Annotated in this window: 13 protein-coding genes; 9 read left to right on the forward strand and 4 right to left on the reverse strand. The window is 66.6% G+C overall.

Annotation, left to right across the window (positions count from 1 at the left end; genetic code table 11):
- Nucleotides 1-16: 16 nt before the first annotated feature.
- The 4 genes from ACFVH5_RS18295 to ACFVH5_RS18310 all read right to left on the reverse strand — a co-directional run bounded on the left by ACFVH5_RS18295 (nucleotide 17) and on the right by ACFVH5_RS18310 (nucleotide 7,453).
- Complete coding sequence (locus ACFVH5_RS18295) at nucleotides 17-4,627, reverse strand: RHS repeat-associated core domain-containing protein (protein ID WP_385834695.1); 4,611 nt, start codon at nucleotides 4,625-4,627, stop codon at nucleotides 17-19.
- Nucleotides 4,628-4,808: 181 nt separating this feature from the next.
- Entirely contained in the window at nucleotides 4,809-5,456 is a 648-nt protein-coding gene (locus ACFVH5_RS18300; protein WP_384806073.1) for a hypothetical protein, read from the reverse strand.
- A 264-nt stretch (nucleotides 5,457-5,720) separates the two neighbouring features.
- Nucleotides 5,721-7,049: a metallophosphoesterase gene (locus tag ACFVH5_RS18305; RefSeq protein ID WP_385834696.1), complete on the reverse strand. Its 1,329-nt coding sequence runs from the start codon at nucleotides 7,047-7,049 to the stop codon at nucleotides 5,721-5,723.
- A gap of 122 nt (nucleotides 7,050-7,171) precedes the next feature.
- Nucleotides 7,172-7,453: a winged helix-turn-helix domain-containing protein gene (locus ACFVH5_RS18310; RefSeq protein ID WP_385834698.1), complete on the reverse strand. Its 282-nt coding sequence runs from the start codon at nucleotides 7,451-7,453 to the stop codon at nucleotides 7,172-7,174.
- A gap of 348 nt (nucleotides 7,454-7,801) precedes the next feature.
- Between ACFVH5_RS18310 and ACFVH5_RS18315 the strand changes: the two genes are divergently transcribed.
- The 9 genes from ACFVH5_RS18315 (at nucleotide 7,802) to ACFVH5_RS18355 (ending at nucleotide 15,628) form a co-directional block, all read left to right on the forward strand.
- Entirely contained in the window at nucleotides 7,802-8,179 is a 378-nt protein-coding gene (locus ACFVH5_RS18315; protein ID WP_385834699.1) for a hypothetical protein, read from the forward strand.
- A 229-nt stretch (nucleotides 8,180-8,408) separates the two neighbouring features.
- The gene (locus ACFVH5_RS18320; protein WP_385834700.1) at nucleotides 8,409-9,077 is read left to right on the forward strand and encodes a hypothetical protein; all 669 of its coding nucleotides are present in this window, start codon (nucleotides 8,409-8,411) and stop codon (nucleotides 9,075-9,077) included.
- Nucleotides 9,074-10,156 carry a hypothetical protein gene (locus ACFVH5_RS18325; RefSeq protein ID WP_385834701.1) on the forward strand — a complete coding sequence of 361 codons (1,083 nt, stop codon included), beginning with the start codon at nucleotides 9,074-9,076 and terminating at the stop codon, nucleotides 10,154-10,156. Before ACFVH5_RS18320 ends, ACFVH5_RS18325 begins: the two co-directional genes overlap by 4 nt.
- Nucleotides 10,157-10,214: 58 nt before the next feature.
- Nucleotides 10,215-10,514: a hypothetical protein gene (locus ACFVH5_RS18330; protein ID WP_384806085.1), complete on the forward strand. Its 300-nt coding sequence runs from the start codon at nucleotides 10,215-10,217 to the stop codon at nucleotides 10,512-10,514.
- A 2-nt stretch (nucleotides 10,515-10,516) separates the two neighbouring features.
- Nucleotides 10,517-11,752, forward strand: a complete 1,236-nt coding sequence (locus ACFVH5_RS18335; protein WP_385834702.1) for an enoyl-CoA hydratase/isomerase family protein — start codon at nucleotides 10,517-10,519, stop codon at nucleotides 11,750-11,752.
- A gap of 105 nt (nucleotides 11,753-11,857) precedes the next feature.
- The gene (locus tag ACFVH5_RS18340) at nucleotides 11,858-12,775 is read left to right on the forward strand and encodes a hypothetical protein (RefSeq protein WP_385834703.1); all 918 of its coding nucleotides are present in this window, start codon (nucleotides 11,858-11,860) and stop codon (nucleotides 12,773-12,775) included.
- A 40-nt stretch (nucleotides 12,776-12,815) separates the two neighbouring features.
- Entirely contained in the window at nucleotides 12,816-13,631 is an 816-nt protein-coding gene (locus ACFVH5_RS18345; protein WP_385834704.1) for a hypothetical protein, read from the forward strand.
- 623 nt (nucleotides 13,632-14,254) lie between these two features.
- Nucleotides 14,255-14,863, forward strand: coding sequence for a hypothetical protein (locus ACFVH5_RS18350; protein WP_385834705.1), 609 nt, complete (start codon nucleotides 14,255-14,257; stop codon nucleotides 14,861-14,863).
- 72 nt (nucleotides 14,864-14,935) lie between these two features.
- The gene (locus ACFVH5_RS18355) at nucleotides 14,936-15,628 is read left to right on the forward strand and encodes a hypothetical protein (protein ID WP_385834707.1); all 693 of its coding nucleotides are present in this window, start codon (nucleotides 14,936-14,938) and stop codon (nucleotides 15,626-15,628) included.
- The last annotated feature ends 6 nt before the right edge of the window (nucleotides 15,629-15,634 follow it).

The following is a 15,634-nucleotide window of genomic DNA, read 5'->3' on the forward strand; positions in this document are numbered from 1 at the left end:
TCAGGGCGCCGGAATATCACGCCGTGCGCACTCCGGAAGCGGGGTTGTCGAGGAAACCGCTGAGCGAGAACCCTCTGTTGCCGAAGGCGGAGAATTCCAACCGGATCGGGATCGGATTCGTTCCCCCGTAGATCGGCGTCACGTTGTACTGAACTATTTCGCCCCTGCGGGCGGCGTCGGCCACGGGCTTCTCGAACATCTCGTACATATGGGGGTGGTTCGTGGGATTCTGCGTCAGGGTCACGAGATTGTGAGGCGCGTTCGGCCCCTTTCCCGCACCTCCGAGGGTGTTGGCCAGCAGGTGTCCTCGCGCTTCGTTGAAGAGAGTTCCCTGCCCTCGCCATCCCTTGGTCCACATGCTTCCCGCCTCCGAGCCCTGCTGGATCACCATTTCGCGGCGGACGCTCGCGGAAATTCCCGTGGGGCGTCCGAGGTGGTCCGTGCGTCCGTATCTGACGCTGCCGCCCCAGCCGTAGCGGTCGGGCCGGTTGGCGTAGCGCGGGGCCAGCCCCAGCGGGTCGTACCCCTGCAGCGGATTGGCCACGTAGGCGAAGGGGTTGGGAGCCGGTTCGAGCCCCAGGGGGTCGGGGCTGACATAGCGCGCGGTCTCCGGGTCGTAGTGACGCTGGTGGTTGTAGTGCAGTCCCGTCTCGGGGTCGAAGTACTGGCCGGGGAAGCGCAGCGGCGTGTACGCCGTGGCATCGCGGTTCCAGGCCGTGGTCCCCCAGAGCGTGGCTCGTGCCCGCCAGGCGACTTCCCCCTGCTCACCGATCAGTTCGGTCGGAGTTCCGACGAGATCGGTGACGATCGAGAAGAACCGGGAGTCGATCTCGTTCTGACTCAGAGAATCGATTCGCCGATCGGTCTGGCCCACGGGATGAAGACCGTCGTAGTCCCATGTTGTCGCTATCGGACCGGGCAGGTCGGGTCCGGTCGCGACTTGTTCCACCAAGGTCGCACCGTCCCAGGTGAAGCGGATCTCCTCAGCCACCGTCGTGCCGTCCGGGGACAGCCGCTGCTTGGCCGTGCGCCGGCCGAACGGGTCGTAGCGGTAGCGCCACACGGTGCCGTCGGGGGTCGTCACGGAGGTGAGGCGGTCCTCCGCGTCCCAGGTGTAGTGCCAGACGTCCGCCTTGCGGGAGATCCTGACCTTGCGGCGTACGACGATCCGCCCGGCGGCGTCGTAGACGTAGTGCACCGCGCCGGCCCGGACGAGTCTGTTGCCCTCGTAGGCCCGCTCGCCCTGCGCCTCCGCGCCGGGGTGCCCCTGCGGCCATGCGGCCCGCGTCTGGTTGCCGGAGGCGTCGTAGGCGTAGTTCTCGTTCCAGCCACGGGCCTGTACGCCGGTCACCCGGCCGGCGCCGTCGAGCTGGAACCGACGGTGGCCGCCCGACTGGTCTTCCATGCCGTCGAGTTGGACGTCGACACCGGTGAGATGGCCGTCGACCCGGTAGTGGTAGGCCCGACGCAGCAACGTTCCTGCGGCTGTGGTCACCGCCTGCTCCGCGATGCGGCCCGCGGGGTCCCAGAGGCGGGTGAGTGTCAGCCCTGCGTCCGGGAACGTCCTTGAGGTCTCACGTCCCGCGGTGTCGTGGGCGAAGACGAGAGCGCGCCCCGCGCAGTCCATGCGCGACAGCTGTCCCGAGGCGTCGTACGCGAAGGTAGTCGCGGCGCCGACCGGTGTGACGCGCCGGGCTGGGCGGCCCGTCCGGTCGTACGTGCGCGACAGGACCCGCCCGTCGACGGACTCGGAGATCATGCGACCGAGTTCGTCCCGTCGGTACTCCGTTTCGCTGGAAGGTCCGGTCATGCGCAGCAGCCGGCCCATCACGTCGTGCTCGTAGTGGGTCGTCTGCCCGTCGACGTCCTTCGCGGTGAGCCAGTCGAGCGCGTCGTACGCGTAGGTGACCCGCTGGCCGACGGCGTTGACGCGCGCCGAGAGCCGGCCCGTCAGGTCGTGTTCGTACTCCACACGGCGCCCGTCGAAGTCGACCTCGGCCGTCACCTGTCCGGCCGGGTCGTACTCGTAGCGCCACACGAGACCCTGGGGGTTGACCACCTTCGTCAGTTGCAGCGCCGCGTTGTGCTCGAACTCGTACCGCGATCCGTCCGGTCGGGTCTCTGCGGACACCATGTCGAAGTGGGTGTACTCGTGGTGGGAGACACGGCCTTCCTCGTCGGTGTGGCTGAGACAGTTCCCCTCACCGTCGTACGTCCATGTCTCCTCGGCGCCCGTCGGTCCCACCCTGCGCAGGAGCTGCCCCTCCACCGACCACCAGAGCATGGTCTCGGCGCCGACAGGGTCGAGCACCGTGCTCATGCGCCCGAAGGCGTCGTACCGGTAACGCGTGATCCCGCCTGCGGGGTCCACCGTTTCCAGCGGAAGTCCGGCCGGACTGTTCCGAACGCGGAGAGTGTTCCCCGCGGAGTCCGTCGCTGATGTCAGGAAACCGGAATCGTCGTACGCGAAGGTTGTCGCGGCGCCCGACTCGTCCGTCACCGACAGGTGGTTGCCCCGCTCGTCATAGGTGTGCCTGACGACCGTTCCGTCCTCCTGGAAAAGCGTGACCGGGAGATTCAGCTCGTTGTACTCGACAGAGGTCTCGTAGCCGTCGGGACGCACGACTCGCACGGGCAGACCGTACTCGTCGTTGTCGATCCGCAAGGTGTTCCCCAACGCGTCCGTCCGAGCGGTCACATGGTGGTACCGGTCGTACTCGGTTCGCGTCACCGCGCCGTTGGGATCGATCTCCGCGACGACCTGGTAGGCACCGTTGATGACGTGCTTGGAGACCTGTCCTTCGGGTGTGACCGCCGTGGTGACATGCATTCCGGGGAACGCGGGATCCGTTCCGCCGTATTCGAGAGAAAGAGTGAAGTCACCTGCCTCACCGCCTTCCGCGATACAGCGATCCTCCTCGTCATAGACATACCTGTAGTGACTGTCGTTCGAGTCGATCCACGAGACGATGCGCAGCCTGTCGTCGTACTCGAAACGCAATTGCAGCCCTGTGGATCCGTGAATCTCAGTGAGGTTCCCGTCCACATAACCAAAGCGTTTGACGAGTGCGTCCGATCCGTCCTCCGCACCCCCTGCGAGCGTGAGGACGGTGATACGACCGTCTTCCGTGGTCAGTTTCAGGTGGTAGCCGCCGGATGACCTGATGCCGGTCGGCAGACCGTGATCGTCGTACTCGAAATGCAGGGTCTGCCCGTTGCGGTCGCTCGTCCTGCGCAGTTGGGAGCATCCGTCGGCGGCCGGCCTGTCGAAGATCGACGTGATTCCGGTCAGCGGGTCGCTCACCTCGTATCCGCCGTTCTCCAGGCGGGCGAGCGGCCAGCGCGGTCCCGCTTCCGGAAGCACCGGGACTTCCGGCCCCTCCGGATGCGGATAGGACAACAACTGGCCGTCCGCACAGACGAAGATGACGCCCAGCTCATCGATCTCAAGGTGTTCGTCCATGGTCGAGGACCACGACGGCCCGAACCACCATCCCGCGCGGTAGTCGGACTGAACCCGCCGCTGAAAGACGAGCGGCAGGGCGCCGGGCAGTTCGACATCGGTCTGCGGGAGGAACATCACTCCCGTAGCCATGTCAATGGGGTCGCTCAGGCCATTGCGAACCTTGGTCTTGAACCGTGCGAAGGAATCTTTTGATCTTCCGAGCATCGAACGGGCGCTTTTACCGAGCCCACGCAGCCCTTGAGCCATGCCCTTGAGGCCTATTTTCCCGAGCCCCTTGAGCCCCTTGGCGAGTCCGCCGAGGGTGGTCAGCCCCTTCATCCCGGGTATGCAGTCAAGGGCGGCGAAGGCGACATCCCAGAGAGATGCCTGCCCCTTCATATATTTATTGAGGGTGTCGGCAAGCACGATCAGCGCGGCGATCAGCACGATCGCCCCCAGGATCGGCCCACCGATAATCATGGCGATAATGCCCAGAACCGCCACGACGACCTTGCAGACGGCGACGATGGTGTCCCAGTTGTCGACGAACCAGTCCCCGACTTCTTCGTACCACTTACGGTTCTGAATCCCCGCGTCCGAAGCATCGTCCAGCTTGCGCTTCGCCTCCCCCGCCGCGTCCTCACGCATCTGACGGGCATCCGCGGCCATCTTCTTCGCCGCGTCCAACGCACTCTGCGCGGAAGTCACGTCAGATTGGGCGGCGGTGTGGGCGTCCTTGGCACTCTGGGCATCCCGGGTGGCGGCCCGCACCTTCGCCTCATCCGGCTTCGGCACGTCCTTACCCGCCGAACCGGGATCATCCTTGTACTTGTCGGCTTCCTTGTTCGCCCGCGTCACCCACGAATCAGCCGACGACAACTTGGACTTGGCAGACGAGAGATCGGCCTGCGCCTCCCGCCCCTTGACGAGCGCCTTGTCGGCCAGCGTCTGCGCCCGCTCCAACTCGGGCCAGTACGCCGCCAGCGCATCCCCCGCCAGGTCGTACGACTTCTTCAGCTTCTTGAGATTCTTCGGCACCCCGGAAAACTCATCCCGGAACACATCGGCCGTCTTGCCCACCATCGCCAGGACGGCATCCTCGTCCGCCATGCCTTTGACGAGCCGCAGAGCGTCCTGCACGTCGTCTGCGAAGTCATGCAGGATCTTGGCAAGGGACTTCACCCGGACCGGATCCCCAGGCGTCGGATCCTTGTCCAGATCCAGCACATGCCAGTCCGTCGGCCGATACCCCGCCACGCCGCAACCCCCGTCACGCCAACCCCGTCAACCACACGTACGCACAAGTGAAGTTACTTGGTACGGGCGTTCGGTGAAAAGGTCACGAGGCCGGCCGGAGGTCGCCCTACTCCGCGAAGCGGAACGTCGACGTGATCGCGTCGAAGATGTCGAAGAAGGAGTCGGCGAGGTCGAGCACCTGGCTGCTCCCGGCGACGAGCGCGACCTTGCCCTCCTGGCCCGGGACGGGGATGAACGTTTGCATCAGCACGGCGCGGATGGTGCGCTTGAGGGCGTCATCGGGTACGGGGATGTCCTCGATGCCGTACGTCCGCGCGGCCGGGCCGACGTCCGGGATGTCGACCGTGGTCACCTTGCGCCACGCGTCGCCCTCCTTCTTGGCCTCGCGCACGGCGAGCTGGGCCGCCATGACCTGCGGGTCGGTGGAGAGGGGCTCACCGTCCTTCGTACGGCCGCCGACGAGGGAGACCGTGATCGACCCGGTGATCGGGACGTCACCGCCGAAGCTCTCGGCCATGCAGCCGCAGTACAGCGCGCCCGACTTCCAGGCGTCCGCCGCGGCCTTCTGCAGGAAGGCGGTGTACGTGTCCTTGTACTTGCGCACCTCCGGCTGCTGCCGCACGCGTTCGTCGACCATGCGCCGGATCGAGTCGCCCCGCGACTCGGGCCGCACGTCGAACTCCCACCACGACTCCGGCACCTTGATCCGAAAACCACCGCGCTCGATGGTGAGCGTTTCCATGTAGCGGGCCATGTCGGCTGTACTCCCCCGGTCGGGCATGACGGTCAAGAAGGCTGCGAGGGCCACAACGCGATCTGACGTTCGCAACCCGGGGAGAGCCTACGAGGTCGCGTGCACGTCGACATCCCCACGGCCGCGAGCAGCAGTACCGCGATGGGCACACCGCACAAGTCGTCCTCGGCGGCGGTGACCGGGGCGGCGGCGCCTTCGGGGCCGTTCCGGACGCAGGGTCTCTTTCGACGTACGGGCAGCCCAGGGCTCAGCTGGTGTCCGACTTCAGCCCTGCGCGGCGGAGATCCTCGTCGCCGCCGGCGTGATGCCCGACAGGTCTCGGGCCGTGACGCTGTTGCGGTCGCGGACCGAGCGGCCGAGTGCGTACTGCGGCCACAGGCCCGCTGCCACGCGGCGGCTGCGTTCGCTCCATTCGCGTGCCGGGGCGCTGCTCGCCTTGTAGTAGTTGAGGGCGTAGCCGCCCGTGTGGATCCGCAGCAGGCAGAAGCCTCCGGGGTACTCCTTCACCGCGCCCACCTCCTGCAAGGTGACGTGCCGCGCCTGCGGGAGGACCGTGCGCTTGTTGCGGTGGGTGTGGCCCGCGTGATGGAGGAAGACGCCGGGGGCGGCGGCGTACGTGTCGAGGATCGCGCGGGCCTGGCGGCGGTTGAGGCGTTGGCCGCTGGTCACGGGGAACGGCGAGTTGCGTACGGTCAGCGGGTGGTGCCCGAAGACCACCGTGGGCTGGTCCTTGTGCGCCCGCACATCGGCCCGGAACCAGGCGAGTTGCTCGTCGGAGAGCCCGCCCGAACCGGCCCCGTTCCCTCTCTTCTCGTACGTGTCCAGCCCGAGGACGCGCAGGCCGCCGAGGTCGCGGGAGAAGTACGCGGCCTCCCCGTCGGGCCCGCCGTCAACGGGGAAGGAGTCCAGAAAGCTGTCCCCGCGCCCTTCTTGCAGACCCTGCCGACCGCGCCGGTCGTGGTTTCCGCGTACGACGAAGTAGTCCTGCCCGTGCGTGCCGAATCCGTCCAGCAGCCGCCGGGCCTCCGACAGATCCCGCGGCGCGCCGCCTGCGGATATGTCCCCCGCGGCCAGCAGATGGCGGGCGCCGCGCCGGTGCGCCTCCTCCACCAGCGCCCTGCCCATGATCTCCGGGTACGGGCCGAGGCCGAACCGCTGGGAGATGCCGCGCATCAACGGCATGCCCGTCACCAGTCCGGCCGTGGTCTCGCCGAGATGGAGGTCGTTGCAGAGGGCGATCGACAACAGGTGGCGGCCGGGCGGGGGTTGGGGCGTGGTGAAGGAGTACGGGCCCGCATGGGTGCCGAAGCCGTGGAGGGAGGTTCCGACGGCGTTGCCGCTCACCAGGTGCAGTGGGGTGGGCGTGGCCGCGGAGCCGCGGGAACGGGCCTGGTAGTAGTACGTCTGGCCGGGTTCGAGGTCCGTCAGCTCCACGTAGTGGTGTGCGGTGTCACGGCCCTCGGAGGCGGTCCGGTTCAGATGGGCGGGATGGGTGCCGTAGACGACCTCGCCCTCCGACTCCACACCGGTGTACCAGGTGATGACGGCCCGGTCCTCGGTGAGGGTCACCAGTTCCAGATCGACGGCGGACACGGCGTCGGGGGGACGGGCCGCGGAGTGGAGGAGGGTTCGAAGGAGGGCGTGCGGGGCGGCGAGGCAGCATGGCATGCCTGTTTTGTTCCCCCGTGCGGTGAACGCGAACTCCTACGGCTCCCTTACGGCTCCTGGCCGTCGCCTGTCGTCTCGGGGTACGCGACGAAGGTGCCCTTGGCGGGGAGGGTGAGGACGAGGCCGCGTTCGCGGAGTTCGCGGACAGCTCGGCGGGCCGTCAGGTAGGCCACCCCGTACTCCGCACCCAGGTCCCGCTCCCCGGCCAGCCGCGCTCCCGGCTGCAGCTCCCCGGACGCGATCTGGGCGGCGATGTGGTCCGCCACCTGCATATAGACGTACGCGATCTTGTTGGGGTCGATCGGTGAATCGCCTGTTTCTCCTGCCATACCTACCACCGTAAAACAGCACTGAGCTGCAGTGATGGTCATAAAGCTGCAGACTGCTATGCACTGACATGCGCAGCAATGTAGGCTCACGGCACGAAATACCCCGGCGACGGCGCCAACCGTCCCGGGGCTATGGCCAACGCTTCGAAGGAGCGTCAACGTGCTGGACCTTACTCTCCGCCTCCTCGCCCGGGTGCTGAACCTGTGCACCCCGCGCCCGAGCGGCCGTCACCGCCTGGGGTCACTCCCGCCGCTCCGGTTCATCCCGGTCCCCCCGCCCCGTTTCGGCTCGGTCCGCAGCCGCCACGCGGCGGAACACGGTATTCACGGCGTCCCGGTGGCCGCCCGATGACGCGCCCCGCGGTGCGGATGTGCGCCCGCTGCCACCGGGTGACCGCCCAGCCGGTACTGGTCCACGAGGTGCACGCGGCGACGGGTCCCGGCTTCAACGTCTACGCGTGCCCGGAGTGCGCGGACCAGTACCCGCCCATGACGGACGTACTGGAACTCACGCAACCCCGCCGCCGCCCAGGCACCCGCCTCACCCTGCGGGTCTACACGGTCGACGCGCGCGGCGCCGTGACCGGGGAGCGGAGCAGGGTCGAGATCCGGACCGGCGGAAGCTCCGGCCCGCTGCCCCCGCCACTGCCGCAGACATCGGCGTACCCACCGTGCGGGTGCCCGCGTTGCCGGACGCCGGAGCGCGGCGCGGCGCAACAGAACTGAGGCGGCCTCGGGCCCCGGACGCACGCCAGTGTCCGGGGCCCAAGGCATACCCGGGGGAACGTCCGGGTCCGCTGTGCACTCAGACACGATCGGGTCACTTGCGCCATCGGCTTGCCCCGATTCCTCCAGGTCCGACCGTCCGCGCAGGGAAGTTCGCGGTAGCGAAAGCGCGCACCCCACGGATACCGTCATGGCTCTTGAATGTGTCCAAATCTCACGGGGGTTCACTGTGAAGCGCCGATCTTTGCCCGTTGCTGCCGCGCTCGCCGCGACCGCAGCCCTGCTGCTCACGGCGTGCGGCGGCGGGGACGACAAGTCCAGCGACAACGACAAGATCGCGGGCGCCGACCAGGAATCGAAGAAGCCTACGAAGTCGGCGGAGCCGGCGGGGGCGGCCGAGGACAGCCCCGACGGGGTGGACGTGTCCCTGCCCAAGGACATGAACCTGGTCTTCGACTGGGAGAAGCCGAAGGCTAAGAACGAGGCGGCGGCTATGGATGATGCCGCGAACTACATCCGCGCGATCTTCCGGGGTGTGGACAAACGCACAGCCAAGGAAGCTGCCGTGACCACGTATTCCACCGGTGACGGACTCCACTACGCGCAGGTCCAGATCGACGACAGGCTCGACGGCGGACGGACGTCCACCGGCACCCGGCGTTACTACGACGTATCCACCCGGTCCAGCGCAAACGGCAAGTCCGTGGAGGTCGCATTCTGCTCGGATGCGAGCAAGTTCTACGGCAAAGAGGTTAAAACGGGGAAGGTCCTAAAGACCGAACCATCGCCCGAGGACTTCAGCCACTTCAGGATCATCATGGTGCAGTTTCCTACCAGCGACAGCCTGTGGCAGGCATCCAAGGTGTTCGTTGAGGAGAAGGCGGCGAAGTGCCAGTGAACGCAGCATCGCGTACGCCCCTCATCAGCACTGTTGCCCTGACGCTGACCCTCGGCACCTTTTTCCTCTCGGCACCGGCTCACGCGGGGGACGGGACGGGCGATGGCACCGGCGCCAACACCGAACAGGAGGGCGGCGGCGACGGCAAAAGCATCTACGCCGCCGCCAGCGTCCAGTACTCCGGAGCCGTCACCAAGAGCGGCGGCGCCGGAAACGTCGCGTCCGCCGACGTCAACTGGACGCCCCCGCCCTGCTGGTACGCCCCCTACATGGGCGCCGAGGACTTCAAGAAGAAGATGTCCGGCGACATCGACAAGTGGCAGAACGACCCCGACATCACAGGAACCGCTGGCTCGGCCATCGGTGAGATGCAACGCCACTACGAGGACGACTACGGCTGGACCGACACCCCCGGCTACAAGGACTACAACGTCGACAAGGACGGCGAGGGGATGTTCTGGGCGGGAGTTGAGAACCCGAACGAGCCGGACTACCTCAAGCGCACCGCGTGCAGCGACCTCCCCTTCTGGGTCGACAACGGCGAGGCCCCGCCGCCGCAGTACGAGCAGGCCATCACTCCGGAGATGCTGGCGGCACTCGCGTACCAGCACATGGAACTGCCCGGCACCAAGGTGACGCTGGCCCCCGAGGCGATCACCAAGGTGAACCTGCCGACGTGGGCGTGGCTGGACGAGGCCGTGTTCGACGAGGTCCAGGCGACAGCCGCGATCAACGTCCCCGGCTTCAACATCCAGGCGACCACGACGGCGAAGCCGAAGTCGCTGACGCTGAGCCCGGGTGCGGCGGACGCGACGACGATCCCGGCCGACGGCGGCTGCCCGATAGTCGACGGCAAGATCGGCGAGCCGTACGCCAAGGGCAAGGCCGGGGAGACGCCGCCCTGCGGCATCATCTACCGCCGCTCCTCCGGCGGCGAAACACTCCCCCTCAAGGCAGCCCTCACCTGGGAGATCAGCTGGACGGGCACGGGCCAGGCGGGCGCGGTCGGCATGCCCGACGGCACGATCGAGGCCACGCAGAACATCACGGTGGAGGAAATCCAGTCGGTGAACCGCTGACTGCCCCTCCTTTCCCCCCATCCCCCACATGAGTGGCTACGACTGGCTATGAGTACCCATGAGTGACCTGCGCCTTGAGGACACCGTCTTCGAGGATCTGAAGAAGACCTTCTCGACGATCAGCGACCGGATGGACAGCGCGCGCCGCACGCTCCGCGGGGCCGACGGCTCCTCGGTCGGCGAGGGCGGACTCATCGAGGACGTACACGAGTTCGCCGACGACTGGGGCTACGGCATCAAGCAGCTCGGCAAGCACACGCAGGGTGCCGTGAAGATGATCAACAAGATCGGCGAGGAGTTCGGCAAGCTCGACCACGACCTCGCCGAGTCCCTCAAGACGAAGAAGAAGGACAAGTAGACGTGGCCGGCAAGCGACCCGCCTTCCCCCACATAGGCTGGGATCCGACGCCGGGAGACGTCGACGACACCCGGGACCTCGCGAAGAAGCTCGGGGGCCTGGCAAGTGATCTGAGCACGACTCTGCGGGAGCTGGAGCGGATCGAGGCGGGTGCCTGGAAGGGCAAGACCGCGGTCGCCTTCACCGAGTACGTCGGCCAGGACGTCACCCCGCTCATCAGCAAGAGCCACGACTCCTTCGACAAGGCCTCGCGCGCCCTGCACCGGTGGGCGAACGAACTCCAGGACTTCCAGGACGAGGCGAACCGCCTGGAGAAGTCGGCCGGCGAGAAGCTGGAAGCACGCGAGACGGCCCAGCAGAAGGCCGACGCGAAGAGCGACGGCAAGGGCAGCGAGGAACTGGGCAAGGCCTCCGGCGCGGTCGACGAGGTCACGGGCAAGGTCCACGACCTGGAGGACCGCTACAAGCGGGCCGCCGGCGCCATCAGCAAGGAACTCGACAAGGCGGGCGACATCGCCCCGGACGAGCCTGGCTTCTGGGACAAGCTGGGCCAAGGAATCTCGGACAGCTGGGACGCCACCGGCGAATGGCTCAAGGAGCACGCCGACCTGATCAAGGCGATCGGTGATGTGCTTGGTGACATCACCGCGGTGCTCGGCATGCTGGCCATCGTCACGCTTCCGTTCCCGCCCCTCGCGGCCATCTTCGGCACGGCCGCGCTCATCGGCGCCGGACTCACCCTGGCTGCGCACAGTGTCGCCAAGGCGTCCGGCGCAGACGTGAGCTGGGCGCAGCTCGGACTCGACGCGGTGGGTCTGCTGCCGGGCATCGGAATGTTCGGCAAGGGGATCAAGGTGGTCGGAGCAATGAAAGCAGGGAACGTGGTGGGCAAGCTCGGGGCGGGATTTCAATCGACCAAAATAGTGGGCAACACCCGAGTACTGCTGTCCTTCGGTGAGGACTCCGTGGGCATTGTCGGGGGACTCGGCAAGCCTGGCCTGGTGAAGATCGGGGGTACGTCCGAACACGTCTACGAAGTCGCGCACAGGAGCAGCGGTTTGATGTCGCGTATGGGAGGCGTCTCCGTCGCGGGTTACCACCAAGGACAATTGATCGGATCCAAGGGGGCAAACCTCATCCCCGGCGTGAAGATCGACCCGTTCAGCGTCGGCGCCATGGCCGTAGACGCCGGCATCAAGGTCGCACCCAAAATATACGGACATGTGGCCGGTGACTAGTTCGGAATATCAACCTCGAACAGCCGGGTATTCAATGTGGTACGACAGTGCGGCACGTTAGTACACTCCGACCCGGACTTGCCGCGAAGGGGAATTCACACCGATATGAGCGTCTGGCAACCCGATTCGAACGAGACTCTCCTGGCCCGCGCTCCGGTCACCTTTGCCACGGGCGAGGCCATGCGTGTCAGCGGAATGCGGTGGTTCCGCGATACTCAGCGCCGCGACATGCAGAGCGAACTGGCCGGTTGGCCCGCTGGACCGCAGTACGCCGCCCGCTCAACGGCCGACACAGCGGCACGGAATACCGTCAAGGGTGCGGCGATCGCGGCAGGCGTCGCCGTCCTGAGCTTCCTCTCGGCACATGGCGGGAATCTCGGAGGCACTCCGGGCACCGGTCACGGCACAAATACCTCGAACGATCACGCAGACGAGATCGACGACTTCCCTGTCATGTGGGCCGCGCCGGGCACCATCGCCCGCACCCTGCCATGGCAACTGGACCCCGGCCGCTCTTCCGAGAAGCGCTACCGCACGCACGCGGTCGTCACCGACCGCCGGCTCGTGATCGTGGGCTTTCCGTACGTCAAGGGGAACGATCGACTCATCGACGACGAACTCCTGTGGGAAACACCACGATCGGCCATCCGTAGCATTGAACTGCGGGATTTCAAACTCGGCCACGACGCGAAAGTTATTTTCACGGACGACTCGTGGTGCAGGCTGGGCAGTGTGAGTCGAGAAAAGCTGACTCGAAACCTGATCGAACCGCTCGACTCCATTCCGCTGGAAACACTTACGTCGGCCCAGAGACATACTGCAGAATCCTTTGCAGCGGCCCAGGCTCCTGATTTCCAGACGCCATTGGTACGGCGGAACCCCTGCGGTTGCCTCCGTGTCGAGGTACTGGCCCCGAGCACGATCGGCGCACTCTTCGGCCACCCCAGCCTGGACACGGTCATGGACGCACAGGGCAAAGAGCTTGAGCTCACCGAGTACCACCCCGAAGACTTCCTGTCGTAGAACTCGCTCCCCACACAACCTGAACGGTTCCCCACGCCACATGAGTCCAGCTGCTGACTCCACGAACGCCCTGCACCTCAGCCCTGCCGACGGCGCCCTCCCACCCCTCTGGTTCCTCGCCCCGGAGGGTTTCTTCACCCTTCCCATCGCCGCCACCGCCGAGGAACGCAGCGAACGGGCCTTCTCCTTCGTACGAGAGCTGTACTCACGAGGCGACGAGAGCATCTGGGAACCTGCCGCCACCTATTACGCGGCAATGGCAGAACTGATGGGAGACACAGGTGTGTCCTACGCGGCGATGGGCCTGTTCTCCACCGCAGACGATGCGGGCGAAGAGACCGCAGACGGGGAAGTGCCCAGATATGAGCCGTCCAACGGTGTAGCCCAATGCGCGCTCTCCATAGCCATAACCCCCACCGACCAGGGCGACCCGGATCCGGATATCGTCGCGCAAGGCATCCTCGCCACGCTTTCCAGTGACCCGTACAACGACGCCATCTGGCTCGACCTGCCGTGCGGCCCGGCGGTGTCCTGCATCACGGTGCGCGAATATCGGCTCGGCCCCGAAGTGACGGCGACAGGCGAGCCGACGAAGCTCGTTACCGGACAGATCCAGGTCCATGTCCCTTTCCCCACCGGACCGTTCGTCGCGGTTTTCACTCTCTACACAGCGTCGATGGACCAGTGGTCCGAGATCTACTCCCTTATGGCGGCCATTCTCCAGACTGTGTCCTTTATCGATCCGCTGGAAGATGCGGAGAGGACGGCGGATGGGAATACGGACCCAGCTTCGGTATCAGTCGATACCACAGGCGCCGACGGGTCCCAGACTGCCGACGCGCCCAGGTTCCGGTGACAGCTCCTCATGGCCCCGCGGCCGAGTCCGAAAGTCAGGCGTCGATGGAGCAACCCGTCCCGAGCAGAAGGTCGGCGCAGCAGGAGCAGACATAGAAACAGAAGCACAAGCTGAGTCCTGGCCGCCCCGCACTGCTTTCGGCGCGGCATGCCGGGGTGCGGTCGTACTGGGTTTCGCGGTCGCCAGTGCACCCGCCGGAGCGTGGGCCGCCTCGGAAGTCATGCGGTACGAGGACGAGTTGGCAATCGGTTCCACAGCTCTGGTCGCCCTCACCGCCGGAACGCTGGTCTCACTCTGACTGCGGGCAAGAAACGTCTACTCCGTTCTCGCCGTCAACGGCACTCTGCTGGCCACTCTGGCCGGCGCCTGGATCCTCGACGGTGGATACGCCTCCAAGGCGAGCCCTTATCTCGCGCTGAACGGCACATGGTCCGTCTACCTGGCGTCACAACTGGCCGTCGGTGCCACACTCACATTCGCCGCGATCACCTGGGGCACCGTCAGCGGATACCGCCACCCTCGCCCGAAGGAGGAGCCGGAGCAGGCATAGGCCCTACACCCAGGCGAGGACAACCTTCGCCGATTGCTCCGAAGCCCTACCGAGACACGTGGGAGACGACAAGATGGCAGGGTCGGCCAAACCCCGTCGGCGCAGGGCGGCCGCTGCTTCGCTGCAGTACGAACACCGGCCCGGCAGCAGATCAGCACGCGAGGAAGAGGACTCCGGCAAAGGCAACACCCTGTTCGGCTGTCTCGCCTGCCTTGTCATCGTCGCCCTGCTCGTGCCGTTCGCCTTCATGAGTGATTACTGGGGCGACGACACATGGAAGTGGGCGGCCGACGAGTGGCCGGGCGGGGCGTACGGCCTCGCGGTGTTCATGGGGGTGCTCGTGCCCTACGTGCTGATGCTCTTCATCAAGGCCCTGTCTCCGCTGAACAGGAAGTTCTGGAAGGCTCACACCGCCCGCTCGATCGGTCGCACGCTGCTGGCCGTCGCATGCGGAGCAGTGATGCTGCAGCTCATCTCGTTGATCTTCGTCGCCCAGGACACGGGCAACTGGGGTCGCGGGCCCTCGGGTCCGCCCAGTTGGACCTTCCGCACCCAGCCCTGGCTGTGGGCGGTCGGGTTCGTGGCGACGGTCGTCACGGCCGCGCTGTGGATCACCGTGGCCATGGTCCTCGACGGGCGGCGTACACGAAGCGGCGAGCCCAGCCCCTCCAGTCCGAATTGAGCGGTTATGGGATTACTCGCGGAAAAGTTCGCTGTGGCGAAAACACGCCCCCCACGGCTAGCGTCGGTCGGCATGCAGCAGACCCCGCCGTCCAGCCGGAGTGCCGAGAGCCCCGTAAGCCCCGAGAGCACGGAAAATCCCGGGAGCAACGGTGCCGAGGCCGTCGAGAGTGAGAACGTCTTCGGGCTCATCACGCCCGAGGACTGGTATCGCATTCCGCTCCGGCCCGAGGACCGTCGGGACGCGTCCGTGAGCGCCCTGGTCAAAAGGCAGTTCGCGGGCGTGGACGACCAGCCGGTGCTCCGTCGGCAGGCGCAGGAGCAGCTGCTGGGTGCGGCCGAGGCAGGCGTCGAGCAGGGCGGAGTGGTGCTCTACCTGTCGTTCCTGGAGGCGGCGGGGATTCCGCTTTCGGCCTCCCTGCTGATCTCGCGCCTGCAGCGGCGGTTCGACGCCCTCGACACGGTCTCGGCACTGTCCGGCAAGGGCGACACGTCCCACGTACAACTGCCCGCCGCAGGACGAGCGGTCCGTCGACGGCGTACGGAACGGACCCGGGAGGCCCGGCGGCTCGGCTCCGAGTTCGAGGACACCGTCGTGGAGTACTTCGTCCCCGTACCGGACCGGGACGAGGTCCTGATGCTGACGTTCAGCACTCCGCTGGAACCGATCGCGGACGCGATGGCGGAACTCTTCGACGCGGTCGCCGGTACCCTGCGCTGGCAGAAAAAGCCCCAGGAAGCTCAGGGAACACCAGCGGCACGGTAAGCACTG

It is taken from the genome of Streptomyces sp. NPDC127119 (genome assembly GCF_042677425.1).
Taxonomy (GTDB): domain Bacteria; phylum Actinomycetota; class Actinomycetes; order Streptomycetales; family Streptomycetaceae; genus Streptomyces.